The sequence below is a fragment of the Diaphorobacter sp. HDW4A genome, assembly GCF_011305995.1.
In the GTDB taxonomy this organism is placed as follows: domain Bacteria; phylum Pseudomonadota; class Gammaproteobacteria; order Burkholderiales; family Burkholderiaceae_C; genus Diaphorobacter_A.
In genome coordinates this window covers 849,407-873,586 of record NZ_CP049910.1, presented here as the reverse complement: position 1 = coordinate 873,586, position 24,180 = coordinate 849,407, and the positions used below count along the sequence as shown (strand labels likewise).

Below are 24,180 nucleotides of genomic sequence, written 5' to 3'. Positions count from 1 at the left end.
CTCGATCTGGGGAGTCTATTCATGAACCAACCCTCCTCTTCCACCTCCGGGGTTTCCTCGCTCTCATCACCCATCGCGCCCCACACCACCTCATGGACGCTGGTGTTGGTCGCCGCCGCGATTCTGATGATCACCATGGGCTCTCGGCAATCGCTGGGGCTGTTCCTCTCGCCGATCAACTCGCACACGGGTCTAGGCATTGCCAAGATCAGTTTTGCGATGGCGATTGCACAGTTGGTGTGGGGTGCAATTCAGCCGATCTTTGGCGCGATTGCAGATCGCTGGGGGCCAGCGCGGGTGATTGTCTTCGGTGCGTTTCTGCTGGCTGCTGGCAGCGCGCTCACCACGCAGGTCACGAGCGAATGGGGGCTTATCTTCGCCATCGGCATTCTGAGCGCGGCGGGCGCGGGGGCGGGGAGTTTTTCGATTCTGATCGGCGCCACGGCGCAGCGCATTGCGCCCGAGAAGCGCTCGTTTGCGGGCGGCGTGATCAACGCGGGCGGCAGCATGGGGCAGTTCATCTTTGCGCCACTCAACCAGGCGGTGATGTCGTCCTTTGGCTGGATGCAGGCGATGTGGATGATGGCCGTCGTCGCGCTCACGACCGCGCCGATGGCGTGGTGGCTGCGCGGCGCGCCCCCTAACGCAAGCACAGGCAAGGGCCATGCAGTGGATGGCAACGCGCTCACCCTGCGCCAGCAACTCAAGATCGCGCTGCGCGACAAGAGCTACTGGTGCCTGCACGCCGGATTTTTCACCTGCGGGTTTCACATCGCGTTTCTGGTCACGCACATGCCGGGCGAGGTGGATCTTTGCGGGCTGAGCGCAAACGTGGCGTCAACCTCGCTCGCGCTAATCGGGCTTGCCAATGTGGTGGGAAGTCTGGTGGCGGGCGCGATGGGTTCACGCGTGCGCATGAAGATGATCCTGTTCTGGATGTATGCCTCGCGTGCAGTGGCGATTCTGGTCTTCATGGCCGCGCCGAAGGAGCCGATCACGTTCTATCTCTTTGCCATCGTGCTGGGGTCAACCTGGCTGGCAACCGTGCCGCCAACGGCCGGGCTCACGGCAAAGCTGTTCGGGGCGCGCTATCTGGCCACGCTGTTCGGGCTGACGCTGTTCACGCACCAGATCGGTGGATTTCTGGGAGCGTGGCTTGGTGGGCTGGCCGTAGTGGCGACGGGCAACTACGACTGGATCTGGTGGGCCGACGCGACGCTCGCCGTGTTGGCGGCGCTGGTCAATCTGCCCATAAAGGAAGAGCGCCCGAAGGCGCTCATTCTGAAAGCTGCGTGAGCGTAGTTTTTACAGCTTGAGGCGGTCCCGCGCCGCCGCGTATTCCCGCTTGAGCCTAGCCACAAACTCGGCCGTCGAGCTGATCTTGTCGATGCTGCCGATGCCCTGCCCGCTGCCCCAGATGTCCTTCCAGGCCTTGGCTGCGCCGCCGCCGAAGTTCATCTTGCTGGGGTCGGATTCGGGCAGATTCTCAGGGTCGAGACCGGCCGCGCGGATGCTGGCGGCCAGATAGTTGCCGTGCACGCCGGTGAACAGGTTGCTGTAGATGATGTCGTCGGAGTTGCTGTCGACGATGGCCTGTTTGTAGGCGTCCGAGGCGCGGGCTTCTTCCGTGACGATGAAGGCCGAACCGATGTAGGCGAAGTCGGCTCCCATGGCCTGTGCGGCGAGCACCGCGTCGCCAGTGGAGATAGAGCCCGAGAGCGCCACCGGGCCATCGAACCACTGGCGGATTTCCTGGATCAGCGCGAACGGGCTCTTCACGCCCGCGTGGCCGCCCGCACCGGCGGCGACGGCGATCAGGCCATCGGCGCCTTTTTCGATGGCCTTGCGCGCGAACTTGTTGTTGATGATGTCGTGCAGCACTACGCCACCCCAGCTATGCACGGCCTGATTCAGGTCTTCGCGCGCACCGAGGCTGGTGATGATGAGTGGCACCTTGTACTTGGCGCAGACCTGCAGGTCGTGTTCCAGGCGGTCATTGCTCTTGTGCACGATCTGGTTGATCGCGAACGGAGCAGAAGGGGTATCGGGGTGGGCCTTGTCCCAGGCGGCCAGCGTTTCGGTGATCTCGGCCAGCCAGTCGTCGAGCTGCTCTGCCGGGCGTGCGTTGAGCGAGGGCATTGAGCCGATGATGCCGGCCTTGCACTGCGCAATCACCAGCGCGGGTGTGCTGACGATAAACATCGGCGATGCGATCACGGGCAGCGCGAGCTTTTGCAGCACGGGGGGCAGCTTGGACATGGCGAGAGTCTCCTGAGATAGGGGGTGTTATACGGGTGTTGTCGTGACGAGGTTGTTGCCGCCGATGCTCTGCGTGAAAAACATCGGCGGCGGTGCACGATCAGATTGCGATCAGAACGCTTCTTGCGGCAGTGCCATCACGGTAGATGCGCCATCGACAACGCTGTCGCGCAGCGCGCCGGTCTTCACGAGAATGTGATCGGCGTAGAAACGTGCGGTGGCGATCTTGGCGTCCATGAACAGCTTGTCTTCGCCCTTGGCGGACAGATCCTGCGCGATGAGCAACGCGCGCGCGAGCTGCCAGCCTGCGACCAGATTGCCGGCAAGCATCAGGTAAGGCACGCTGCCTGCGTAGACGTCGTTGGGCGAGCTCTTCGCAGCACCGGCCATGAAATCCACCACATCAAGGAAGGCCTTGCGTGCGGTGGCCAGGCGTGCGGCGACGGCCCTGGCGTTGTCGCTGCCGTTGGCGATCAACTCGGCTTCGGTCTTCTCGATCTGCGCGGCAATCGCCTTGGCGGATGCGCCGCCGTCGCGCGTGGTCTTGCGGCCCACGAGGTCGTTAGCCTGGATGGCGGTAGTGCCTTCGTAGATGGTCAGGATCTTGGCGTCGCGGTAGTACTGCGCTGCACCAGTTTCTTCGATGAAGCCCATGCCGCCGTGCACCTGCACGCCCAGGCTGGTGACTTCGAGGCTCATTTCGGTGCTGTAGCCCTTGATCAGCGGAACGAGGAATTCGTAGAACGTGGCATTGTCGGCACGCACTTGCGCATCGGGATGGGCGTGCGCTGCGTCATACGCGGCAGCGCCGGTCAGCGCCATCGCGCGGCAGCCTTCGACGTAGGCGCGCATGGTCATGAGCATGCGGCGCACGTCGGGGTGGTGAATGATGGTGGCGCTGCCCTTGACCGAACCATCGACCGGGCGGCTTTGCACGCGGTCCTTGGCGTAGGCCACGGCCTTCTGGTAGGCACGGTCGGCCACGGCGATGCCCTGCACACCGACGGCATAGCGCGCGGCGTTCATCATGATGAACATGTACTCGAGGCCACGGTTTTCTTCGCCGACCAGATAGCCGATGGCGCCGCCGTGGTCACCGAACTGCAGCACGGCGGTGGGCGATGCCTTGATGCCCATCTTGTGTTCGATGGAGACGCATTGCACGTCGTTGCGGTCGCCGAGCGAGCCGTCCTTGTTCACCATGAACTTGGGCACGACGAACAGACTGATGCCCTTCACGCCTTCGGGCGCACCCGCCACGCGGGCGAGCACCAGATGGACGATGTTGTCCGTCATGTCGTGCTCACCGTAGGTGATGAAAATCTTGGTGCCGAAGACCTTGTAGCTGCCATCGGGCTGCGGCTCGGCCTTGGTGCGAACCAGCGCGAGGTCAGAACCCGCCTGCGGCTCGGTCAGATTCATCGTGCCGGTCCACTGGCCGGTCACGAGCTTTTCGAGATAGGTGGCCTTGAGCTCATCGCTGCCTGCAGTGAGCAGCGCTTCGATGGCGCCGTCGGTCAGCAGCGGGCATAACGCAAAGCTCAGGTTGGCGCTGTTGAGCATTTCGATGCAGGCAGCGCCGATGGCCTTGGGCAAGCCCTGACCGCCAAAATCAACCGGGTGCTGCAGGCCTTGCCAACCGCCTTCTCCGTATTGTTTGAAGGCGTCCTTGAAACCCGGCGTGGTGGTGACGACACCGTCTTTCCACGACGAGGGATTCAGGTCACCGGGCACATTCAACGGAGCCACCACGCCTTCGCAGAGCTTGGCACATTCCTCCAGCACGGCTTGTGCGGTTTCAAGACCTGCGTCTTCGAAACCGGGGATCTTTGCAACCTGCTCGATGTTGGCGAGGTGCTCGATGTCAAACAGCATGTCCTTGAGGGGTGCGACGTAGCTCATGGTGGTAACTCAATAAAAAATTGCAAAAACTGGCAAAAAAAAGGGCATCACGCAGGATGCCCCGTTTTGTATCGCCGTCGGCTTACAAGGCCTTGACCAGCTCAGGCACAGCCACGAACAGGTCGGCCACCAGACCGTAATCCGCCACCGAGAAGATCGGCGCTTCTTCGTCCTTGTTGATCGCCACGATCACCTTGGAATCCTTCATGCCGGCCAGATGCTGGATCGCGCCGGAGATACCGGCTGCGATGTACAACTGCGGCGCAACGATCTTGCCCGTCTGGCCGACTTGCAGATCGTTGGGTGCGTAGCCTGCGTCCACCGCTGCGCGGCTTGCGCCGATGGCTGCGTTCAGCTTGTCGGCCAGCGGCGTCATCACTTCGGTGAACTTCTCGGCCGAGCCCAGCGCGCGACCACCGGAGACGATGATCTTGGCTGCTGTCAGCTCGGGACGATCGTTCTTGGTGACTTCGCGGCCCACGAAGGCGCTCTTGCCGGAATCGGCCACTGCGGCAACCGTTTCAACGGTAGCGGAACCACCCGTTGTTGGCGCTGCATCAAAGCCTGTTCCGCGAACGGTGATGACCTTGGTGCCGTCCACAGACTGCACGGTGGCAATCGCGTTACCCGCGTAGATCGGACGCTCGAAGGTGTCAGCCGAAACCACCTTGGTGATGTCGCTGATCTGTGCCACGTCCAGCTTGGCAGCAACGCGCGGAGCCACGTTCTTGCCTGCGGCTGTGGCGGGGAACAAGATGTGGCTGTAGTTCGACGCGATGGCCAGAACTTGGGCAGCAACGTTCTCGGCCAGGCCATTCTTCAGGCTTGCGCCTTCAGCCAGAATCACCTTGGAAACGCCAGCGATCTGGGCTGCGGCTTGGGCTGCAGCGGCTGCGCCTTCACCAGCGACGAGCACATGAACATCAGCGTCGCAGGCCTTGGCGGCGGTAACGGCGTTCAGCGTGGCGCTCTTGATCGAAGCGTTGTCGTGTTCTGCAATAACGAGTGCGGTCATTTCAGTTGTCTCCTCTTCAGATCACTTTGGCTTCGTTCTTGAGCTTGTCGACCAGCGCTGCCACATCAGGCACCTTCACGCCAGCGCCACGCTTGGCGGGCTCAGAGACCTTCACGGTCTTCAGACGCGGGATCACATCAACGCCCAGGTCTTCAGGCTTGAACGTGTCCAGCTGCTTCTTCTTGGCCTTCATGATGTTCGGCAGAGTCACATAACGTGGCTCGTTCAAACGCAGGTCGGTGGTGATGACGGCAGGGATGTTCAGGCTCAGAGTTTCCAGACCCCCGTCCACTTCACGCGTGACCGAGACCTTGTCGCCAGCGACTTCGACCTTTGAGGCGTTGGTGGCTTGGGGCAGATCGGCCAGCGCAGCCAGCATCTGGCCGGTCTGGTTGGAGTCGTCGTCGATGGCTTGCTTGCCGAGGATGATCAAACCGGGCTGTTCCTTGGCGATCAGCGCGTTCAGCAGCTTGGCGACGGCCAGAGGTTGGAGCTCTTGCGTTGTCTCGACCAAGATGCCGCGATCCGCGCCGATGGCCATCGCGGTGCGCAGGGTTTCCTGGCACTGCGTGACGCCGCAGGACACCGCGATCACTTCCGTGACCACGCCCTTTTCCTTCAGGCGAACGGCTTCTTCGACGGCGATCTCGTCAAACGGGTTCATCGACATCTTCACGTTCGCAATGTCCACACCCGTGCCGTCCGATTTGACTCGGACCTTCACGTTGTAGTCCACCACGCGTTTGACAGGGACCAAAACCTTCATTGCTGCGGCTCCTTAAGTTTATTGACTGGTTCAGTTGACGTGTACGTAAACTAAATCATTCTATCCCGCACCGCAGCAACTGCGGATACTTGATTGTCGAATGATCCGTTTTTTCAAAAATAGAACGGTCGTGCTTTTATGACCTATATCGTAGCAGATATCTTTGGAAATGAGTTCTGAGAAAAACTCCGCCAGTCACGAACGTGACGCATTGCTGCATCTGTTTCGCGAAGCGCTCACTCTGAAGAAAGCCCTGCCACCGATCCGCCCTTTTGAGGCGAATGTGAAAGTACCGCACCCACGGCGCCTGCGGCATCTGCCAAATGCAGTACGCGTTGTGGATATGGAATGTCGATGCCCGCCTCGCGCAGGCCCTTGAGCATGGCGACGTTGACGAGCGATTTGATGTTGGCCGTGCCCGCCGACGGATCGTTGATCCAGAAGTTCAGGCTGAATTCGATGGCGTCCGCGCCGAAGTTCACCAGATAGGCTACGGGCTCGGGAGTCTTGAGCACCCGCTCCTGTGACCTCGCGGCGTCAGCCAGAATGCGCTGGACCTGCTCGACATCGCTGTCGTAGCCCACGCCGATATTGGTGGTGATGTTGAACTTCATGTCGGCGTCAGTCAGGTTCTCGACGCGTTGCGTGATGATGCTTTCGTTGGGCACGATGGACTCGCGGCCGTTGCCCGCGCGGATCAGCGTGTAGCGGGTCTTGATGTCGGTGATGCGACCCTCGAAGCCATCGACGCGCACGTTGTCGCCGATGCGCAGCGAACGCTCGAGCAGAATCACGAAGCCGCTCACGTAGTTGGCCGCGAGTTTCTGCATGCCGAAGCCCAGACCCACGCCCATGGCACCGCCGAGCACTGACAGCGCCGTGAGATCCACACCCACGGCCGAGAGCGCGAACAGCAGCGCAACAAGCAACAGCAGCGCGCGCGTCATGTTGACGAACACCTTGCGCATCGAGAGATCGGACACGGTCTCGTCCAGCACGCGGCGCTCGAACGTGGCCGAGGCCCAGAGTGCGGCCACCAGCATCAACGCGGCGGAGAGGCCGCCCTGAATGAGCGTGAGCAGGCTCAGTTTGGTCTTGCCGAACGCGAGCGAAATGCCGTCGAGCTCCTGCATGACGCTCGGCAGCAGGCCCAAAATCCACAGCACGGCAACCGCCCAGGCCGCCCACGAGAAGATGCGTTCGACCAGCCGCGCGAGGCTGGAGTGAGGGAACGTGGCTGCGAGCACGCGGGCGATCCAGCGGATCAGCACCAGCGAGGTGAGAATCGGCACCGCCACGCGCAGGATGAATACCGGCTGGAACTGCTCGAACACCAGCCGCGAGGCATATACCAGCACCAGCGCCACGAGCGGAAACATCACCCCCATCGTGGGTCTGCGGCCGAACCAGATCGACTCCGGCGCATCGGGCCCGCGCTTACGGCCCAAAAGCATGCTGATGACATACGCCAACGCCAGGCAGCCCAGCAGCACCGCCACTTCGAGCCAGGTCTGGGAACCACGAAATTCCTGCTGCAACCGATCAAACCATTCCATGCTTCTCGTTCCTTGCGATGGTTCGAATCAGGCGTTCTTCCAGACCGGTTTGCGCTTTTCAGCGAAGGCGCGCGCGCCTTCCTGCGCATCGGCATCCATCATGTTGACGGCCATGGTCTGGCCCGCGAGCTGATAGGCGGACTCGATGCCCATCTCCCGCTGCTGGTGAACCAGCGCCTTGCCCATCGCCACAGCGGTGCGCGGCTTGGCGACGATGGAGGCAACTAGCTTCTCGACTTCCACATCCAGTTTGTCAGCACTCACTACGCGATTCACAAGACCCTGCTCGAGAGCGGTCTTTGCGTCGATGAAGTCGCCGGTGAGCAGCATCTCCATCGCCACCTTGGCGGGCACGTTGCGCACCAATGGCACGCTGGGCGTGGAGCAAAACAATCCATATTGAATGCCGCTGGTGGCGAAACTGGAGTCGTCGGTCGCGACCGCCAAATCGCACTGCGCCACCAGTTGGCAGCCTGCGGCCGTCGCCATGCCTTTCACCTTGGCGATCACCGGCACGGGCAGCTTGTGGATAGAGAGCATCATGCGGCTGCATTGCGCGAACAGGTCCTGATAGAACGGCAGCTCGGGATGGGCCGCCATGTCCTTGAGGTTGTGACCGGCGCAGAAGGCCTTGCCGCTCGCGGCGAGCACGACGACGCGGGTCGATTCGTCCTTGGCGATGGCAGCGAGCGCCGACTGCAGCGCAGACAGCATCTCGTGGCCAAGGGCGTTGAAGCGCTTGGAATCATCGAGCGTCAGCGTGACCACGCCACGGGAATCGCGCTCTGCGCGCAGCGGGCCTTCGGAGAATGGGGTGGTGTCAAATGTCATGGTCGGTCAGGATTCGGGGCCCGTGCTGCGGTCAACAGGCCGGAGGCGAAATCCGAATCTTGACACAATCAGACTGGCACGGAGGAGATCAGGTTCAGAGATCGGCCAGCACCCGGATATGCGCCTCTACGCTGCGCGAGAGCGGCCCCATCATGTAGCCGCCCTCAAGGCAGGAGACGATCCGGTTGTTCGAGAAGCGCCGTGCCACGTCCTTAATGCGCTGGGTGATCCAGGTGTAGTCCTGCTCGGTCATGCCGAGCTGGCCCATGTCGTCCTCGCGGTGGGCATCGAAACCAGCGCTCACGAAGATCATCTCGGGCTTGAAGGCTTCGAGGCGCGGAATCCACATCATCTCGACGATCTCGCGGATGTCCATGCCCTTGGTATAGGCGGGCACCGGCACGTTGACCATATTGGCGGCCGGACTTTGGTCGCCGCTGTAGGGATAGAACGGGTGCTGGTAGATGCTGACCATGAGCGTGCGGTCGTCGCCCGCGAGAATATCTTCGGTGCCGTTGCCGTGGTGCACGTCAAAATCGACCACGGCCACACGCTTCAAGTGGTAGCGGTCAAGCACGTACTTGGCGGCGATCGCCACGTTGTTGAAGAAGCAGAAGCCCATGGCCTTGTCGCGCGTGGCGTGGTGACCCGGCGGGCGCACGCTGCAAAAGGCGTTCTCGATCTCGCCCGACATCACCGCATCGGTCGCCGCGATGGCCGCCCCGGCGGAGCGCAAAGCGGCATTCCACGTGTGGGCATTCATGGAGGTGTCGGTGTCGATCTGCTGGTGGGACGGGCCTCCGGCGAGTTGTTCCTCCACCACCCGGTCCGACATTCCGCGCACCGAGGCGACATACATGCGATCATGCGCAAGCTCTATGTCGGAGAGGGACGCCAGAGGAGCCTCATATCGCTCAAGCGCATCGGCCACGCCGGTGACCAGCAGGCGGTCTTCGATGGCATCAAGGCGCGCGGGACACTCCGGGTGACCTGGGCCCATTTCATGCTTCCAGCAGTCGCGATGGGTAAAAAATCCCGTCTTGCTCACAGTCATTGAGATGTCTCTTGTAATTTTCGAATAACGTCAGGCCATGCACGCACAGCACAAGATCAAATCACTTCTGGATCAGCTTAACACGGTGATCGTCGGCAAGGAATCTCAGGTTCAGGACTGCGTTGCATGCCTGCTGGCAGGTGGGCATTTGTTGATCGAAGACGTACCCGGCGTCGGCAAGACTACGCTAGCGCACGCGCTGGCCAGCACCTTCGGCCTGCGCTTCTCGCGCGTGCAGTTCACTGCCGACTTGATGCCCAGCGACCTGACGGGCGTGTCGATCTACGAGCGCGGCAAGGAAGCCTTCATCTTCCACCCCGGCCCGGTGTTCGCGCAGGTGCTGCTGGCTGACGAAATCAACCGCGCCAGCCCCAAGACGCAGAGCGCACTGCTCGAGGCCATGGAAGAGCGCCAGGTGTCGGTGGAAGGCGAGACGCGCCCCCTGCCCCATCCGTTCTTCGTGATCGCCACACAGAACCCGCACGATCAGCTTGGCACCTTCGCGCTACCAGAGTCGCAGCTCGACCGCTTTCTGATGCGCATCTCGCTCGGCTACCCCGACCGCAATGCCGAGCGCATGCTGCTGGCCGGATCGGACCGCCGCGACATGCTCGACCAACTGCAGCCACAACTCTCGCTCGACGAGTTCGAGCAGTTGCAGCAGGAAGTGCTCAAAGTACACACCTCCGACGCGCTACTCAACTATGTGCAGGACCTGATCACCGCCACCCGCTCGGGCCGCTGGTTCCTGCAAGGACTGTCGCCACGCGCAGGCATCGCGCTGATGCGCGCGGCCAAGGCGCAGGCGCTGATCAGCGGACGCGACTATGTGGCACCCGACGACGTGCAGGCCATCCTGCCGCAGACCGTGGCGCACCGGCTGATTCCCGTGGGTGATGCGGGGCGCGGCGCGGTCGAGCAGGTGCGCGCGATGATCGAAGCCACGCCGCTGCCTTGAACGCATGAAGTCCTTCAGCCCCGCTTCAGCCAGCCCGCTGGTGCCGCAGCCGCAACCGGGTGCACCAACCGGGCACGGCCTGCTCGCCATGATTCGAAGGCGCTGGCAGCAATGGTGGAACAGCCGCCTACCACGCACCAACACGCAGCCCCTCACCCAGCGCAATGTCTACATCCTGCCGACCGGCGCGGGCTGGATGCTGGCGCTCACCTTGCTGCTGCTGCTGATCGGCTCGATCAACTTTCAGCTCAATCTTGGCTACCTGCTGACATTTTTGCTGGTGGGCTGCGTGGCGGTGAGCATTTACGTCTGCCACTCCACACTGCGCGGGCTGCAGATGCATCTGCTCGATCCGGCACCGCAATTTCTGGGCACCGGCTGCACGCTGGAGATCCAGCTGAACAGCTCGCGCAAGCAGCCCCGCCACGCCATCGGCATGACGGTCTACGGCAGCACCAACTGGGTCTGGGCCGATGTGCCGGGCGCAGGCACCGCTGCGGTGCAGATCGCCTTCAAGCCCGCACGGCGCGGCCTGCACGACGTGCCCACACTCAAGGCCGAGACCCGTTATCCGCTCGGCACCTTCCGCGTCTGGACGATCTGGCGCCCGGCCGCGCAGGTGCTGATCTACCCCGAGCCCGAAAAGCCCGCCCCGCAGCTGCCACCCGGCGAGGCCCGTTCAAATGGCGCGGGCAATGCACCCACGCGCGGCATCGGCGAGTTCGATGGGGTGCGCGCCTACCAGCGCGGCGACCCACTCAAGCTCGTGGTTTGGAAGAAGGCCGCCAAGTCCTTCGCCGCCGGATCAGATGAACTCGTGAGCCGCGACGCCCAACAATCGCAGCAACAGGAACTGTGGCTCGACATGGCCGCAACCGGACTGCAAGCGCCCGAGGCCCGCATCTCGCGCCTGACCGCATGGGTGCTGCAGGCGGACCGCCTTGGCATCGAATACGGCCTGCGACTGCCCGGCCGCGAGATCAGCCCCGATACCGGTGCCGCGCACCGTCACCGCTGCCTGGAGGCTCTGGCGCTGTGCTGAACATTCCGTCCACTCGCTCCCATTCATCCGCAACGACCACGCTGGTCCAGCGCCTGAGCTCGCTTCCACGCGAAACCCGCGACACGCTGTGGCTGCTGCTCGTGGTCGGCTGGGTGATCTCGCCGCTCACGCCGCATGTGCCGGTCTGGACCATGCCGTTCGCCTACGCGCTGCTGCTGTGGCGCGCCTGGCTCGCATGGACCCAGCGCCCGCTGCCCAACCGCTGGATCAAGGGTGGCCTGCTGCTGATCGCGCTGGTGCTGACCATCGTCTCGCACAAAACCATCGTCGGACGCGATGCAGGGGTCACGCTGATCATCATGCTGCTGGTGCTCAAGACGCTTGAGCTGCGCGCGCGGCGCGACGCGATGGTGATCTTCTTTCTCGGCTTCTTCACGCTGCTCGCCAACTTCTTCTTCTCGCAGTCGCTGCTGGTGGCCATGGTGATGCTGCTCGGCCTGCTGGGCTTGCTCACCGCGCTCATCAACTCCAACATGCCCGTTGGCAAACCGCCGCTTGCGCAGAGCATGCGCACGGCGGCCTGGATGTCCCTGCTCGGCGCGCCCATCATGCTGGTGCTGTTTATGCTGTTTCCGCGCATGGCACCGCTGTGGGGTATGCCGGGAGAAGACCCCAGAGGCCGCAGCGGCCTCTCGGACGAGATGAAGATCGGCAGCATGGCCTCACTGGTGCTCGACGAGAGCGTGGCCATGCGCATCAAGTTCGACACGCCGGGCGGCCGCCCACCCGATCAACGCCATCTGTATTTCCGTGGTCCGGTGTTGTCGTACTTCAACGGACAGGAATGGTTTGCAGGCAGCACCTACGAAGCGCGCGCCAACAACGGCGGTGGAGCGTCCCCCACACAGCTCACCGTGCGCGGCGAGTCGATCAAATACGAAGTGACCATGGAGGCCAATCGCCGCAGCTGGCTGCTGCTGCTCGACGCGGCGGACACCCCCCCGGTGCTGCCCGCAGAGATGCGCGCACGGATGACGCCGTCGCTGCAGTGGATCGCGAACCGCCCCATCGTGAACGTGCTGCGTTACACCGCAGAGAGCCATATCGACTTCAGCAGCGGGCCGACCGAGCGCACCAAGGAGCTCAAACCCTTCGTGCAACTGCCCCACGGCTTCAACCCACGCACGCTGGAGCTCGCCCAGCAGATGCGCGCCGACCCCACACTGCAGGGCAAGGGCAACATGGCCTATGTAAACGCCGCGCTGCAACGCTTGCGCACCGGCGGCTACACCTACACGCTCGAGCCAGGACTGACCGGCACGCACAGTGCCGATGAATTCTGGTTCGACAGCAAGATGGGCTTCTGCGAGCACATCGCCTCGGCCTTCGTGGTATTGATGCGCGGCCTCGACATCCCCGCGCGCATGGTGTCTGGATACCAGGGCGGAGAAGTCAACGGCTACGACGGCTACTGGACCGTGCGCCAAGCCGACGCCCATGCGTGGACGGAAGTGTGGATCGAGAGTCGCGGCTGGATGCGCGTCGATCCCACCGGGGCCGTGATGCCGTCGCGTGTGGGTGAATACCGCCGTCTGCAGACACCACGCGGCATATTCGGCGACGCGATGGACACCGTCATCAGCCCCACCATGCTCACACAGATGCGTGCAGCCTGGGAAGCGGTGAACAACCGCTGGAATCAGTGGGTGCTGAACTACACGCAGGAGCGTCAGCTCAATCTGCTGCGCTCGCTCGGCTTCGAGACTCCCTCATGGCAGGATCTGGCGCGCCTGCTCGGCCTCATCGCCGGGCTGTCCGCGCTGATCGGCGTGGCTTGGTCGCTGTGGGAAAAGAACCATCAGGACCCGTGGCAACGTATGCTCCAGATAGCTCGGCAAAGGCTCGTCAAACTCGGCATCGACCTGCCGGTCCACCTGCCGCCCCGCAGCATGGCGCGGCGCATTCGCACCGAGCGTGCAGATGCCTCGCTTGAGCCTGTCGCACAATGGTTGCTGCGCGTGGATCAGGCCCGCTACGCAGAGAAGCCCGAAGCCGCGCTCTCGCAACTGCAACGCGATTTGCGCGGACTGTCCTGGCCGGGTTCCTCCACTGCGACGAGCACGCCCGCACGACCCACCCGCGCATGAGAGCACTGCCGGTCGCCATCGCCACCGCCGTGCTAGCGCTGGCAGGCATGGCGGCGCTGGGCACCGTCATCGTGGCCCGCATGCCCGACTGGCTTGTAGCGCCCGCCACGCCACGCGCAAAGCCTTCAGCGCCGCGCTATTTCGCTCGTGACCCGCGCGCGATGGAGCTGGCGGAGCGCATCGCCGAACATGCCTCGCTCGATCCGCAATGGACTCGCCAAGCCGTCGGCGCGGCGCGTGCCGTCGAGCCGATCAAGCAACTGGTGCTGCCCGCCCCTCGCGCACATGCCAGAAAGAACTGGCAGGCCTACCGCGCCCGCTTCGTTGAGCCGATCCGCATCCGCACCGGAGTGCGCTTCTGGCAGGAAAACGCCACAGCGCTGGAGCGTGCCGAGGCCGAATACGGCGTGCCCGCCAGCATCATCGCGGGCGTCCTCGGCATGGAGACCCTCTGGGGCCAGCAGACTGGCCGCATCCGCGTGCTCGACGCGCTGGTCACGCTGGCCGTCGAGTTCCCCGAAGCCCACCCGCGCGCGGCCGAACGCCGCGCGTATTTCATTGCCGAACTCGAGCAATTCCTGCAGCTCATGCATGCGCAAGGCACCGATCCGCGCGAGCCACGCGGCAGCTATGCGGGTGACATGGGGCTGCCCCAATTCATGCCATCCAGTTGGGCGCAATATGGCGTGGACTTTGACCACGACGGGGCCATCGACCTGTGGAGCGCAAGCGATGCGATTGGCTCGGTCGCGAACTATCTGAAGGCGCATGGCTGGTCTGCGGGCCAACCCGTGTACTGCGCTACCGATCTCGCGACGACGCCATCGTCGTCACTTGCCACTGGCGGCCTTCAGCCCATGCACACCATGACAGCGCTCGAAGAACATGACATCCATCTGCAAAGCGACTGCGCACAGCGTCTTTCACCCGACACGCCGCTAGCACTGGTCGAGCTGGAAAACCGCGAGCGCCCTTCCACTTGGATTGCAGCCACAGGCAACCTGCGCGCCCTCACGCGCTACAACCCGTCGCGCTATTACGCGATGGCGGTAACGAAACTCGGCACAGCGGTGCAGGCTGCGGCGATGGAAACCAAACTGCCAGCCCAGTGAAGTCCTTCAGCGACGCGCTGAAGGCCAAAGCTTGTAGGGCGGAGTCCCGCTCGCCGGTTGAAACACCGCCGCCACGCCCAGTTGCACGTCCTGAATCCCTTGAGCGAACTGTTCCAGCACGCGGGCCTGTTCGGGCGCTGAGATGCAGCCTTCCAGATACACCACGCGCGCCTGGACCGTCATCCACAATGTCGTCTGCGACACCGGGGAACGTTGTGTCCAGGCCGATTTGAAGGCCTTCGCAATGTCCTGATCGTAGAGGTAGGAGTTGTGTCGGCTGCATTGCCCGGCAAGCCAGCAGCTCGTGCCGCGCTCGACGCGGTGATGTTCCTGAGCGCGCAGCTCGGTCGCCGTGATGCGTGGCCCCAACGGCTCGGGACAATCGGCAAGATCGTTCGAGATCTGAAAGAACGGGTCATCGAAACGATTGCGCAGCTCAAGCTCACCCGCAGTCTGCGCATGCACCGCGACCGCGAAGAGCAAACCGCTCAGTGCCATCCATTGCTGACTCGAAGAACGCATAGATCACTCCTTGTCGTTCATCGACCCACGTGCCTCGTCAAGCGGCGGGCCGCACCATCTTGCAGGTCGTGGGCTGCTCGGCCTTTTCGGCAGGAATTTCGCGGATCACGCGAAAGCCGTAACCCGAACCTTCCACGTCGAACTTCACGCCGAGCGAGCCCATTTTTTCCATCATGCCAACGACGAGGTTCTGCTGGAACTGGTGATCCGCCGCGCGCATGCGACCACGGCGGCCATAGAGCGTCACATCCGCGTTCTCAAGCTGGCGCGCGATGGCAACCACATCGCTCGTGGTCTGCGCGCGCTCAATGGCTTGGGCAAGCGACTCGATCATGAGCTGCATACGCATGTGGACGTAGTCGTCCTGAGGCTTGGGAAAGCGCGTGCGAAAGGCCTTGTAGAAGGCCTCGCTTTCCGCGGTTTGCACATTGGGCAGCCAGTCGGCCACCGCGATGACCTTGCCCACGCCCGCATCGCCGAGTGCCGCGGGTGCGCCGAGCGCGTTGCCGTAGAAGGTGTAGAACATGCCCTCGAAGCCCACGTCACGCGCGGCCTTCACGAGCAGCGTCAAGTCGTTGCCCCAGTTGCCGGTGATGACAGCCTGCGCGCCACTCGCCTTGATCTTCACGGCATAGGGTGCGAAGTCCTTCACGCGGCCCATCGGGTGCAGCTCCTGCGCGAGCACCTTCACGTCCGGGCGTTGCGACGCGAGCTGCTCGCGCGCCTCGCGCAGCACGGCCTGACCGAAGCTGTAGTCCTGACCGATCAGGTAGACGCCCTTGAGCGCCTTGTCCTCGCGGATCACATCCATCAGCGCGGCGATGCGCATGTTGGCATGGGCGTCGAAACGGAAATGCCAAAAGCTGCATTTCTCGTTGGTGAGCGAAGGCTCTACCGCCGAATAGTTGAGGAACAGCACGCGCTTGTCGGGCTCACGCTCGTTGTGCTTGTTGATCGCGTCGATCAGCACTGACGCCGTGGCCGACGAGTTGCCCTGTAGGATCACGCGCGCACCGTCGTCGATGGCTGCACGCAGTGCCGCGAGCGCTTCTTCGTTCTGGCCTTTGCTGTCGTAGCGCTGCAGTTGCAGGCGAGCGCCGCTGCGCGCATTCACGCGCTCGATGGCCCATGCGATGTTGCGCAGCACCGCCTCGCCCGTGTTGGCGAACGGGCCGGACAGGCTTTCCACCATCGCCAGCTTGAGCGGCGTGGCACCCACACCACCAGCCGCCCGAGCGGACGTCGATATCGAAAGCGAAGCGATGCCTGCACCGAGTGCGAGAGTACCGGCCTTCAAGGCCGAACGACGGGACGTGTTCATAGGGGATCAATCCGCCTTGGCAGGTGCTTCTGCCGCTGGTTGTTCTGGAGCGACAAGCTCGGGCAAGGGTGCCTCCTGAATGGGCTGTGCCTTCTGCACCGTCACGGGTGCGGTCACCGGAGTGGCGATGGGCACGACTTCCACCGTCACCGGTGAAGCAGGTGTCTGCGTCCTTGTCGGCTTGTAGGATTGGACTCCGGCGTCCGATTGCAGATCCATGATGGCACGGGCCTGCGATTCGGAGTTCGGCGATGGCGCGCTCTTAGACGCCACCGGCACGTAGCGGTCGAACAACTGGAAGAACAGCTCATAGAAGCGCGGGTCGGCCACGGTCTCGCTGCCCACCTTGACCAGTGTGTCCTCTGTGGCGCTTACCGGCAGCGACAAGGAGCCAATCGCGCCCACGCCGAGCGATGCGGAGTTGTTGATCTTCTTGATCACATAGCGATCCTGCAGCGCACTGGCATAGGCGGCGGTCTTCTCGTCGCTCTTGCCTTCGGGGGCGCATACGACGCGCATCTCGACCTGGTAGTGAATCTCATTGTTCGGCTGGAAATATTTGCGCCCGGACACCAGCTCGTCGGTAGCCGTGTTCACCAGATAGCCCTGACTGAGCAACGCACGACGCGCGGCCTCGCAGGTCTTGGTTTGTGACGCGTTGACATGCCGGGTGTACATGCTGGTGTTGTCAAAATCAGCCGGACTGAAAGGAGCGGCCTGGCGATCAAGACCGGGCATGGAAGTGGGCAGCGAGGAACATCCGACCAACAGGACGGAGCTGACTGCAACGCTGGCAGCCAGCCAGAAAGAGTAACGTGGTTGAAGCATACAAAACTGGGTCGCACGAGGCGATCTAAAAAATTTGGCAGACATGGCTCTTGAAATGCCTGACTTCTCTCCCATTTTCTCAACAAGCGCGCGACATGTTCAAAAAATGTTCTGAATCCCACAGGAGTCTAGAGATGATTTTCGCACCCGTTATCGGCCGTCATGCAGCATTTGGTATCCCTCGCGTTTCCGACGAGGCTGTGCAGCGCTTTCTGCGCAGCACATTGCAGACTGCCGCACCCGACAAGAATGTCCATGTGAGCAAGGATGACAATGGTGCTGTCACGCTGCAACTCGACGTTCCGGGCTTGACCCGCGAACAGCTGCAGATCCGCATCGAGGGCAAGCAAGTGCACCTGACCAGCATTGAAGGCGCACCGCGCAGTGTTCGCAGCAGCTGGGAGCTGGCGGATGAGATCGACACCGCTGCCAGCACTGCAAAACTCGAAAATGGGGTTTTGACGCTGACGCTTTCCAAGCTTGCGCCTGTCGACAAGAGTGTGCAGCTCACGATCAACTGAGGCGTTCTTTCTTCATTCATCGAGACAATTCATATAGCAAGGGAAAGGCGGTTTTCGGACCGCCTTTTTCTTTTTCTTTTTTAGACCAGCGATTGCCCTATCTTTCGCAAGAAACGCTCGCATGATTCGAGCTGTTCGATATCTACATACTCGTTCGGTTTGTGCGCTTGCTCTATCGAGCCCGGGCCGCACACTACCGTGGGGATGCCCATGTTGAGGAACAGCCCAGCTTCGGTGGCGTAGGCCACCTTGCGTTTGTGCTGGTCTGCGGTGAGTGCGCGCACGAGTTGGGTGATGGCGGCATCTTCGGATGCGTCGAAGGCCGGGGCGTTGGCGCCGATTTCTATGTCGATGCGGGCGTCGGCGAATTCCTTGCGCATGCGGGGCAGCAGTTCCGTCTGCACGTAGGCATCGACTTCGCTTTGGATGCGTTCGGCCGACATACCGGGCAAGTTGCGGAATTCGTAGACGAATTCGCAGAGATCGGGGATGGTGTTGATCGCAATTCCGCCCTGAATCTGGTTGGTCGTCATTGTCGTGAACGGCACGTCGAAGAACTCGTCGTAGGGACCGTGTTCCTTGAAGTGATCGGCGATGTCGCGAATGCGGCAGATCAGGCGGGCGGCGTATTCGATGGCGTTCGTGCCGTTCGGCGTGAGCGATGAATGCGCTGCCCGGCCGTGCACGCGACAGCGATGTACGTTGATGCCCTTGTTGGCCACGACGACCTGCATGCTCGTGGGCTCTCCCACCACGCAGCCGTCGAATTTCGCGCCGCGCAGTTGGAGCTCTTTGAGCATCACCGGCGCGCCCACGCAGCCCACTTCTTCGTCGTATGACAGTGCGAAATGCAGTGGCTTGGTGCGAGGCATCGCCATGAATTCGGGCACTAGCGCGAGCCCTGCGGCGATGAAGCCCTTCATGTCGCAACTTCCGCGTCCGTAGAGGCGGCCATCGCGCTCGGTCAGCGCGAAGGGCTGGCTATCCCATTGCTGGCCGTCCACGGGCACCACATCGGTATGGCCCGAGAGCACGATGCCGCCCTCCGTTGCGCCATCGGCTGCGGGCAGCGTCGCGAACAGATTGGCCTTGTCGCCTGCGGGCGAGTGCATCAGTTCAACGCGTGCGCCTTGGGTCACCAACGCATCGCGCACGAATTCAATGAGTTGCAGGTTGGAGTTGCGGCTGGTGGTGTCGAAGGACACCAGTTTCTCCAGCCATTCACGTGTGTTCATCCAGATCATCGACAAAGTGTACGCCCCGCCGATGACTGGATTTCATTCGTGGCGCAGCGCGTCAATCGGATCAAGCCGCGCCGCACGTCGCGCAGGAAAGTAGCCGAACACCACACCAATCGCCGCAGAGAACACGAAGCTCAGCAGGTTCACCCCCGGGCTGAACAGGTAGGGCACCTGCATGAGCTGCGAGAGACCGAGCGATGCCAGCGTCGCAAGGACAATGCCGATCAGGCCGCCAATGGCCGCGAGCACCACGGCCTCGATAAGGAACTGCAGCAGTACGTCGCGTTCAAGCGCACCAATCGCCAGTCGCAAACCGATCTCGCGCGTGCGCTCGGTCACGCTCACCAGCATGATGTTCATGATGCCGATGCCGCCCACCAGCAGGCTCACTGCCGCGACTGCGCCCAGCAGCATGGTCAGCACCTTGGTGGTGCCCGAGAGCGTGTCAGCGAGCTGCTTGGTGTCGAGAATGTTGAAGTTGTTCTCGTCGCCTTTGGCGAGTTTGCGCTGCTCGCGCAGCAGGCTGTTGAGGCTCGCTTTCACGCGCTCGGGATCGCTCTCGTCCTGCATCGAAATCAGCAGCGTATTCACCCGTGTGTTGCCGGTCAGGCGGCGCTGCATGGTCTTCAGCGGAATCAGCACCATGTCGTCCTGGTCGTTGCCGAAAGCGCCCTGCCCCTTGGAGCCGAGCACGCCGACCACTTCGCACGAAAACGCCTTCACGCGCAGGCGTTCACCAAGCACGTCATCCTTGCCGAAGAGCTCGCGGCGCACCGTCTCGCCAATGACGCAGACCGCCGAACCGGCCTTCATTTCATCGGCGGTGAACTCCCTGCCCTGCACCAGCGACCAGTTGCCGGTGATGAGCCAGGCATTGGTGCTGCCAATCACGCTGCTCGACCAGTTGCGGCCGCCAGCGACCAGCGTGGCGGCAGAGCGTGCCTCGGGCGCTACCGCCAGAATGCCACCGATCTGTTGCCCGATGATGTCGGCATCCGTGTCCTTGAACGAGGGCGCGGTGGCCGAACCCGGCCCCATGCGCTGGCCGGGGCGCACCTGCAGCAAATTGGTGCCGAGGCCCGAAATCTGATCCTGCACCGCGCGCGTCGCGCCGTTGCCGAGCGTGACCATGGTGATCACCGCGCTCACCCCAATCACGATGCCGAGCACCGTGAGGAACGAGCGCAGCAGATTGCGGCGGATGGAGCGCAGCGCCAGCCAGATGGTGTTGAACAGCATCAGTGCGCCTCCGCCCGGTTGGCCCGCAGCATGAACGGCTCGTTGGGCACATCGCTGTCCATCATGCCGTCCTTGAAGCGCACGATGCGCCGCGCGTAAGCCGCCATGTCGGGCTCGTGCGTCACCATGATCACGGTGATGCCGTGCTCCACATTGAGCTGCCAGAGCAGCTCCATGATTTCGCAACTGCGCTGCGTGTCGAGGTTGCCGGTGGGTTCATCGGCGAGCAGCACCAGCGGCTCGGTGACGATGGCGCGCGCAATCGCCACGCGCTGCTGCTGGCCGCCCGACAGCTCGGACGGACCATGGTGCTCCCAACCTGTGAGGCCCACCGCAGCCAATGCTTTTTTCGCTGCTGTGTGGCGCGCTGCAGGTGCCTCGCCGCGATACAGCAAGGGCAGCTCGACGTTCTCCTGCGCCGATGTGCGCGGCAACAGATGAAAGCCCTGAAAGACGAAGCCAAGGTACTGGCGACGCAAGAGCGCACGCTCGTCACGCGTGAGGTTCTCGACATGCGCGCCCTTGAACAGATACTCGCCGGTGGTGGGCCGATCCAGACAGCCGATGGTGTTCATCGCCGTCGACTTGCCCGATCCGCTCGGCCCCATGATGGCCACGAAGTCTCCCTGTGCGATCTGCAGGTTCACGCCCTTGAGCGCCTGAAACGCGAGCGCGCCCATGCCGTAGGTCTTGGTCACGTCGCGCAGCTCGATCAACGGTGTGGCGTGCGTCGTCATCCCTTGGCTCCCGCCACGCGCTGATCGGTGATCACGCGCATGCCCGGCTGCAGTTGATCGCTGGTGACCTCGGTACTGCGGCCATCGGAGATGCCGGTGTGCACCAGCACCGGACGCGCCGTGCCTCCCTCGTCAACCCAGATGCGGCGCTCACCAGCGGGCAAGGCGGGCTCGTCGCCGCCCTTGCCCGATCCGCCCATGCGCGGTGGGCGCGGCATGAGCTGCCCCATGATGCCACCGCCGCTACCGCCCTTGGCCTTGTCACTGCCCGCGCCAGCGGGGCCCGAAGCCGATGCCGGTGCTCCCGCGGCCGCAGCCGCGCCCGAGGGCATGAAGCGCAGCGCCGCGTTCGGCACCAGCAGCACGCCCTTACGCTGCGTGGAGACGATGGTGGCCGATGCTGTCATGCCGGGGCGCAGCGTGCGGTCCTCGTTGTTCACGTTCAAGCGCGTGGTGTAGGTCACCACGTTGTCGGTGGTTGTCGATCCGAAGGCCACGCGCGCCACCTTGGCGGGGAAGCTGCGGCCCGGATAGGCGCTCACGGTGAAGCTCGCCGTCTGGTCCTGCTTGACGCTGCCGACATCGGCCTCGTCCACATTCACATCGAGCCGCAACTGCGACAAGTCTTCGGCCAGCGTGAAAAGCGTCACGGCCTGCAGCGACGCGGCCACGGCATTGCCGGGCTCGACCGCACGTGTCAGCACCACTCCATCGATCGGCGACACGACGGACGCCTTGGACAGATTGGTCTCGTCGGATGAGAGCGCGGCCTTGGCGTCACGCACCGAGGCGGAGGCCGAATTCTGCGAGGCAATCGCGCGATCCAGCGTCGCCTTGCCGGTGTCCATCTCACTGGCTGCGGGCACTTTTCCGCCGGAAATGCGATGCACCTCCTGCAGCCGCTTGAGGCTGGCCTGCGCTTCGGCGACGGTGGCGTTGGACTCGGCTAGCTTGGCCTGCGCGGAAGCGAGCGACGCGCGCGAACGCTCCACTTGCGAGCGCAGCTTGGTCGGATCGAGCTCGACCAGCACCTGGCCCTTTTTCACATGGTCGTTCACATCGACCAGCACGCGCACCACCGTGCCGGAAAGCTCACTGCCGATGGTCACCGAGCGCGTGGGCTGCAGCGTGCCATTGGCCATCACGGTGAGCGTGATGTCACCCTTGGACGCTGGCTGACTCACAAACTGCGGCGCGGCCTTGGCAGCGCTGTTTTTGCTCCACGCATAGCCTCCGCCTGCCGCCACCACGAGCGCGGCCACGCCGAGCCAGACCGTCGTGCGTTGCCACCATTTGCGCGATGCGCTGGTTCCCAGAAGATCACGCTTGGCCTGTTCTGCGGAGGTGGATGATGGGTTCTGATTCTGGTTCGGTTGCTGCTCGGTCATGGCTTACCTGCCTGAGAAATCTGTGAATCGGTGTTCGTATCAGTACGGGAACTTTCAGGCGACCAGCCGCCCCCCAGCGCCTTGTACAGGCGCACATGGTCCTGCAACAGGCTGGCCTCGGTGCTCACCACGCCATCCTGCGCCGAGAGCAGGCTGCGCTGGGTCTCCAGCACGGTCTGGAAATCCACCAGCCCGCTGCCGTACTGCTGCTGCGCGAGCAGATTGGCGTTCGCAGCCGACTCGGCCGCGATGCGCAGTTCCGCCAGTTTGGCGCCGTCGCCCTTGACGGTGGCGAGCGCGTCTTCCACCTCCTTGAGCGCCGTGAGCACGGCAGTTTGATAGCTGCTGCGCGACTGCTCCAGCGCGGCGATCTGCGCCTCGACCTGAGCACGCAGCGCGCCGCCGTCGAACACCGGCACCGACAGCCCGCCCAGAATCGACGCAGCCACCGCGGAGCCACCGCTTAAAGCGCCCAAGGTCGCAGCTCCAAGCCCCATTGAGCCGCTCAATTGAAGACGCGGATAGCGCGCTGCCTGCGCCTGATCGACCCGTGCGAGGGCCGCGCGAACCTGTTCGCCCGCCTGCCACACATCGGGCCGCTGCCGCAGCGTGTCGACGGGAAAGCGCAGAGTCAGTTGCTGCGGTGCCTGTGGCATGTGTTGTATCGCCGCGAGTTGCTGATCGAGCGCCTCGGGCGTCTTTCCTGTCAGCACGGCGAGGCTGTGACGGCTCTGCGCGATGGAGCTTTCAAGCGCGGGCAATTGCGCCGCCGTCTGCTGCACCTGGGTGCGCGATTGCTCGACGACGAGCGAGGTCGTCAGCCCCGCCTGCCGCCGCCATTCGGTGATCTGCAACGTTTCGCGCTGGCTATTGAGATTGTTCTCGGCGATCACAAGGCGCTGCTGCGCGCCGCGCAGATCGACATAGGCCAGAGCCACCTCGGCCGAGAGCGACACGCGCGCGCCTTCGAGCGCCGCGCGGGTCGCCGCAAGATCCGCCTCGCTCGCCGCGACGCCTGCCTGCAGCTTGCCAAACAGATCGATCTCCCAGCTCGCATCGAGCCCCGTGCTCAGATAGTTCGCGCTGCGGTTGTTGCCCTGCCGTGAACGCTGGGCCGAAGCCGATGCGCCTACGCTCGGCAGCAGGCCCGCACGCGTTTGCTCTGCCTGCGCCCGTGCCTGAACGACCGCCTGCTGCGCACTGCGCAAACCGGGATTGGCCGCAAGCGCCTGTTCGATCAATGACGTCAACTGCGCATCGCCGAGCTGCTGCCACCAACGCGCCAGTTGCTCATCTGCCCCCGCCGTCTGCGATGCGCCATGCCCGGACCAGCCCTGCGGCACGGCGACCTGCGCGCTCTCACCGGGCAGGCTGCGGTCAACAGACAGTGTCGAGCAGCCAGCGATCAGCACAGCCAGACCCAGCACGCTCAGGCGCGCGAGATGCGTGGCTCCCGTTGGCGGCAACACCCGCCGTGAAAAAGTGGATGGAGAAAAGATGTGGAACATGATTGACTTTCGACCGCCTCGCCGCTGCGCACTGATCTCTCACTGGTGCGCTGTTGATCCGGCAAGCAGGACTCCCTCCGGGCTGCGGGAGCGCTCACAGGAGCGCCCCTGATTTGTAACTTCATGTCTATTGTCGCCGCGCCTTTTATCGCCCCCACTTCGGGCGTGTGAAGCCTCTGTAAACGATCAAGGAAATCGCGAAGACGTCCACTGACTTACACGGGCTGTCATCCGACAGATTCCAGGCGGTAGCTTGCGAACAATACCTGCAT

Annotated in this window: 21 protein-coding genes; 6 read left to right on the top strand and 15 right to left on the bottom strand. The window is 63.2% G+C overall.

What is annotated here, in order from left to right; genetic code table 11:
• The first annotated feature begins 21 nt into the window (after positions 1 to 21).
• On the top strand, positions 22 to 1,296 hold the full coding sequence (locus tag G7047_RS03895; protein ID WP_166300998.1) for an MFS transporter: 1,275 nt from the start codon (positions 22 to 24) through the stop codon (positions 1,294 to 1,296).
• Positions 1,297 to 1,305: 9 nt separating this feature from the next.
• On the opposite strand, the gene G7047_RS03890 is transcribed toward G7047_RS03895, so the two are convergent.
• From G7047_RS03890 to G7047_RS03860, 7 genes are all read right to left on the bottom strand, one after another.
• A complete protein-coding gene (locus tag G7047_RS03890) occupies positions 1,306 to 2,259 on the bottom strand; it encodes a nitronate monooxygenase family protein (RefSeq protein WP_166300994.1) in 954 nt (317 codons plus the stop codon).
• Positions 2,260 to 2,370: 111 nt separating this feature from the next.
• Positions 2,371 to 4,161 (bottom strand): acyl-CoA dehydrogenase, encoded by a 1,791-nt coding sequence (locus G7047_RS03885; protein ID WP_166300991.1) that lies wholly within the window; start codon positions 4,159 to 4,161, stop codon positions 2,371 to 2,373.
• Positions 4,162 to 4,243: 82 nt separating this feature from the next.
• Complete coding sequence (locus G7047_RS03880; RefSeq protein ID WP_166300988.1) at positions 4,244 to 5,176, bottom strand: electron transfer flavoprotein subunit alpha/FixB family protein; 933 nt, start codon at positions 5,174 to 5,176, stop codon at positions 4,244 to 4,246.
• A 16-nt stretch (positions 5,177 to 5,192) separates the two neighbouring features.
• Positions 5,193 to 5,942, bottom strand: coding sequence for an electron transfer flavoprotein subunit beta/FixA family protein (locus tag G7047_RS03875; RefSeq protein WP_166300985.1), 750 nt, complete (start codon positions 5,940 to 5,942; stop codon positions 5,193 to 5,195).
• 236 nt (positions 5,943 to 6,178) lie between these two features.
• The gene (locus tag G7047_RS03870) at positions 6,179 to 7,498 is read right to left on the bottom strand and encodes a mechanosensitive ion channel family protein (RefSeq protein WP_166300982.1); all 1,320 of its coding nucleotides are present in this window, start codon (positions 7,496 to 7,498) and stop codon (positions 6,179 to 6,181) included.
• A 27-nt stretch (positions 7,499 to 7,525) separates the two neighbouring features.
• A complete protein-coding gene (locus G7047_RS03865) occupies positions 7,526 to 8,329 on the bottom strand; it encodes an enoyl-CoA hydratase (RefSeq protein ID WP_166300979.1) in 804 nt (267 codons plus the stop codon).
• Positions 8,330 to 8,423: 94 nt separating this feature from the next.
• Entirely contained in the window at positions 8,424 to 9,383 is a 960-nt protein-coding gene (locus G7047_RS03860; RefSeq protein ID WP_166300975.1) for a histone deacetylase family protein, read from the bottom strand.
• A 37-nt stretch (positions 9,384 to 9,420) separates the two neighbouring features.
• Here G7047_RS03860 and G7047_RS03855 point away from each other — a divergent pair, with 37 nt between their 5' ends.
• From G7047_RS03855 to G7047_RS03840, 4 genes are read left to right on the top strand one after another with little or no spacing between them, the layout of a single operon-like run.
• Positions 9,421 to 10,341, top strand: a complete 921-nt coding sequence (locus G7047_RS03855) for a MoxR family ATPase (RefSeq protein WP_166300971.1) — start codon at positions 9,421 to 9,423, stop codon at positions 10,339 to 10,341.
• A 4-nt stretch (positions 10,342 to 10,345) separates the two neighbouring features.
• Positions 10,346 to 11,383 carry a DUF58 domain-containing protein gene (locus G7047_RS03850; RefSeq protein WP_166300968.1) on the top strand — a complete coding sequence of 346 codons (1,038 nt, stop codon included), beginning with the start codon at positions 10,346 to 10,348 and terminating at the stop codon, positions 11,381 to 11,383.
• The gene (locus tag G7047_RS03845; protein WP_166299483.1) at positions 11,377 to 13,491 is read left to right on the top strand and encodes a DUF3488 and transglutaminase-like domain-containing protein; all 2,115 of its coding nucleotides are present in this window, start codon (positions 11,377 to 11,379) and stop codon (positions 13,489 to 13,491) included. Before G7047_RS03850 ends, G7047_RS03845 begins: the two co-directional genes overlap by 7 nt.
• Positions 13,488 to 14,603 (top strand): lytic transglycosylase domain-containing protein, encoded by a 1,116-nt coding sequence (locus tag G7047_RS03840; RefSeq protein WP_240939362.1) that lies wholly within the window; start codon positions 13,488 to 13,490, stop codon positions 14,601 to 14,603. Before G7047_RS03845 ends, G7047_RS03840 begins: the two co-directional genes overlap by 4 nt.
• A gap of 6 nt (positions 14,604 to 14,609) precedes the next feature.
• Here the strand turns inward: G7047_RS03840 and G7047_RS03835 are convergent, their stop codons facing one another.
• From G7047_RS03835 to G7047_RS03825, 3 genes are read right to left on the bottom strand one after another with little or no spacing between them, the layout of a single operon-like run.
• Positions 14,610 to 15,125, bottom strand: a complete 516-nt coding sequence (locus G7047_RS03835) for a hypothetical protein (RefSeq protein ID WP_166300965.1) — start codon at positions 15,123 to 15,125, stop codon at positions 14,610 to 14,612.
• A 37-nt stretch (positions 15,126 to 15,162) separates the two neighbouring features.
• Complete coding sequence (locus G7047_RS03830; RefSeq protein WP_166300962.1) at positions 15,163 to 16,446, bottom strand: branched-chain amino acid ABC transporter substrate-binding protein; 1,284 nt, start codon at positions 16,444 to 16,446, stop codon at positions 15,163 to 15,165.
• A 6-nt stretch (positions 16,447 to 16,452) separates the two neighbouring features.
• Positions 16,453 to 17,274: a DUF2242 domain-containing protein gene (locus G7047_RS03825; RefSeq protein ID WP_166300959.1), complete on the bottom strand. Its 822-nt coding sequence runs from the start codon at positions 17,272 to 17,274 to the stop codon at positions 16,453 to 16,455.
• Positions 17,275 to 17,408: 134 nt separating this feature from the next.
• On the opposite strand from G7047_RS03825, the gene G7047_RS03820 reads away from it, so the two are divergent.
• On the top strand, positions 17,409 to 17,795 hold the full coding sequence (locus G7047_RS03820) for an Hsp20/alpha crystallin family protein (RefSeq protein WP_166311862.1): 387 nt from the start codon (positions 17,409 to 17,411) through the stop codon (positions 17,793 to 17,795).
• Between the two features lie 80 nt (positions 17,796 to 17,875).
• On the opposite strand, the gene argE is transcribed toward G7047_RS03820, so the two are convergent.
• Genes argE through G7047_RS03795 form a run of 5 tightly spaced genes read right to left on the bottom strand, consistent with a single transcriptional unit; the run spans position 17,876 to position 23,908 of the window.
• Positions 17,876 to 19,030 (bottom strand): acetylornithine deacetylase, encoded by a 1,155-nt coding sequence (argE, locus tag G7047_RS03815; protein WP_166300956.1) that lies wholly within the window; start codon positions 19,028 to 19,030, stop codon positions 17,876 to 17,878.
• Between the two features lie 42 nt (positions 19,031 to 19,072).
• Positions 19,073 to 20,275 carry an ABC transporter permease gene (locus tag G7047_RS03810; protein ID WP_166300953.1) on the bottom strand — a complete coding sequence of 401 codons (1,203 nt, stop codon included), beginning with the start codon at positions 20,273 to 20,275 and terminating at the stop codon, positions 19,073 to 19,075.
• Positions 20,275 to 21,012 (bottom strand): ABC transporter ATP-binding protein, encoded by a 738-nt coding sequence (locus G7047_RS03805; RefSeq protein ID WP_166300950.1) that lies wholly within the window; start codon positions 21,010 to 21,012, stop codon positions 20,275 to 20,277. Before G7047_RS03805 ends, G7047_RS03810 begins: the two co-directional genes overlap by 1 nt.
• The gene (locus G7047_RS03800) at positions 21,009 to 22,400 is read right to left on the bottom strand and encodes an efflux RND transporter periplasmic adaptor subunit (protein ID WP_166300946.1); all 1,392 of its coding nucleotides are present in this window, start codon (positions 22,398 to 22,400) and stop codon (positions 21,009 to 21,011) included. The genes G7047_RS03805 and G7047_RS03800 overlap by 4 nt, the downstream gene beginning before the upstream one ends.
• Positions 22,397 to 23,908 (bottom strand): efflux transporter outer membrane subunit, encoded by a 1,512-nt coding sequence (locus tag G7047_RS03795; RefSeq protein ID WP_166300942.1) that lies wholly within the window; start codon positions 23,906 to 23,908, stop codon positions 22,397 to 22,399. The genes G7047_RS03800 and G7047_RS03795 overlap by 4 nt, the downstream gene beginning before the upstream one ends.
• Between the last annotated feature and the right edge of the window lie 272 nt (positions 23,909 to 24,180).

Coding starts and splice junctions, on each gene's coding strand:
- G7047_RS03885 (WP_166300991.1), bottom strand. CDS start 4,161: ATGAGCTACGTCGCACCCCTCAAGGACATGCTGTTTGACATCGAGCAC.
- G7047_RS03890 (WP_166300994.1), bottom strand. CDS start 2,259: ATGTCCAAGCTGCCCCCCGTGCTGCAAAAGCTCGCGCTGCCCGTGATC.
- G7047_RS03805 (WP_166300950.1), bottom strand. CDS start 21,012: ATGACGACGCACGCCACACCGTTGATCGAGCTGCGCGACGTGACCAAG.
- G7047_RS03795 (WP_166300942.1), bottom strand. CDS start 23,908: ATGTTCCACATCTTTTCTCCATCCACTTTTTCACGGCGGGTGTTGCCG.
- G7047_RS03840 (WP_240939362.1), top strand. CDS start 13,488: ATGAGAGCACTGCCGGTCGCCATCGCCACCGCCGTGCTAGCGCTGGCA.
- G7047_RS03835 (WP_166300965.1), bottom strand. CDS start 15,125: ATGCGTTCTTCGAGTCAGCAATGGATGGCACTGAGCGGTTTGCTCTTC.
- G7047_RS03830 (WP_166300962.1), bottom strand. CDS start 16,446: ATGAACACGTCCCGTCGTTCGGCCTTGAAGGCCGGTACTCTCGCACTC.
- G7047_RS03880 (WP_166300988.1), bottom strand. CDS start 5,176: ATGACCGCACTCGTTATTGCAGAACACGACAACGCTTCGATCAAGAGC.
- G7047_RS03850 (WP_166300968.1), top strand. CDS start 10,346: ATGAAGTCCTTCAGCCCCGCTTCAGCCAGCCCGCTGGTGCCGCAGCCG.
- G7047_RS03820 (WP_166311862.1), top strand. CDS start 17,409: ATGATTTTCGCACCCGTTATCGGCCGTCATGCAGCATTTGGTATCCCT.
- G7047_RS03860 (WP_166300975.1), bottom strand. CDS start 9,383: ATGACTGTGAGCAAGACGGGATTTTTTACCCATCGCGACTGCTGGAAG.
- G7047_RS03825 (WP_166300959.1), bottom strand. CDS start 17,274: ATGCTTCAACCACGTTACTCTTTCTGGCTGGCTGCCAGCGTTGCAGTC.
- G7047_RS03865 (WP_166300979.1), bottom strand. CDS start 8,329: ATGACATTTGACACCACCCCATTCTCCGAAGGCCCGCTGCGCGCAGAG.
- G7047_RS03895 (WP_166300998.1), top strand. CDS start 22: ATGAACCAACCCTCCTCTTCCACCTCCGGGGTTTCCTCGCTCTCATCA.
- G7047_RS03810 (WP_166300953.1), bottom strand. CDS start 20,275: ATGCTGTTCAACACCATCTGGCTGGCGCTGCGCTCCATCCGCCGCAAT.
- G7047_RS03870 (WP_166300982.1), bottom strand. CDS start 7,498: ATGGAATGGTTTGATCGGTTGCAGCAGGAATTTCGTGGTTCCCAGACC.
- G7047_RS03855 (WP_166300971.1), top strand. CDS start 9,421: ATGCACGCACAGCACAAGATCAAATCACTTCTGGATCAGCTTAACACG.
- G7047_RS03800 (WP_166300946.1), bottom strand. CDS start 22,400: ATGACCGAGCAGCAACCGAACCAGAATCAGAACCCATCATCCACCTCC.
- argE (WP_166300956.1), bottom strand. CDS start 19,030: ATGAACACACGTGAATGGCTGGAGAAACTGGTGTCCTTCGACACCACC.
- G7047_RS03875 (WP_166300985.1), bottom strand. CDS start 5,942: ATGAAGGTTTTGGTCCCTGTCAAACGCGTGGTGGACTACAACGTGAAG.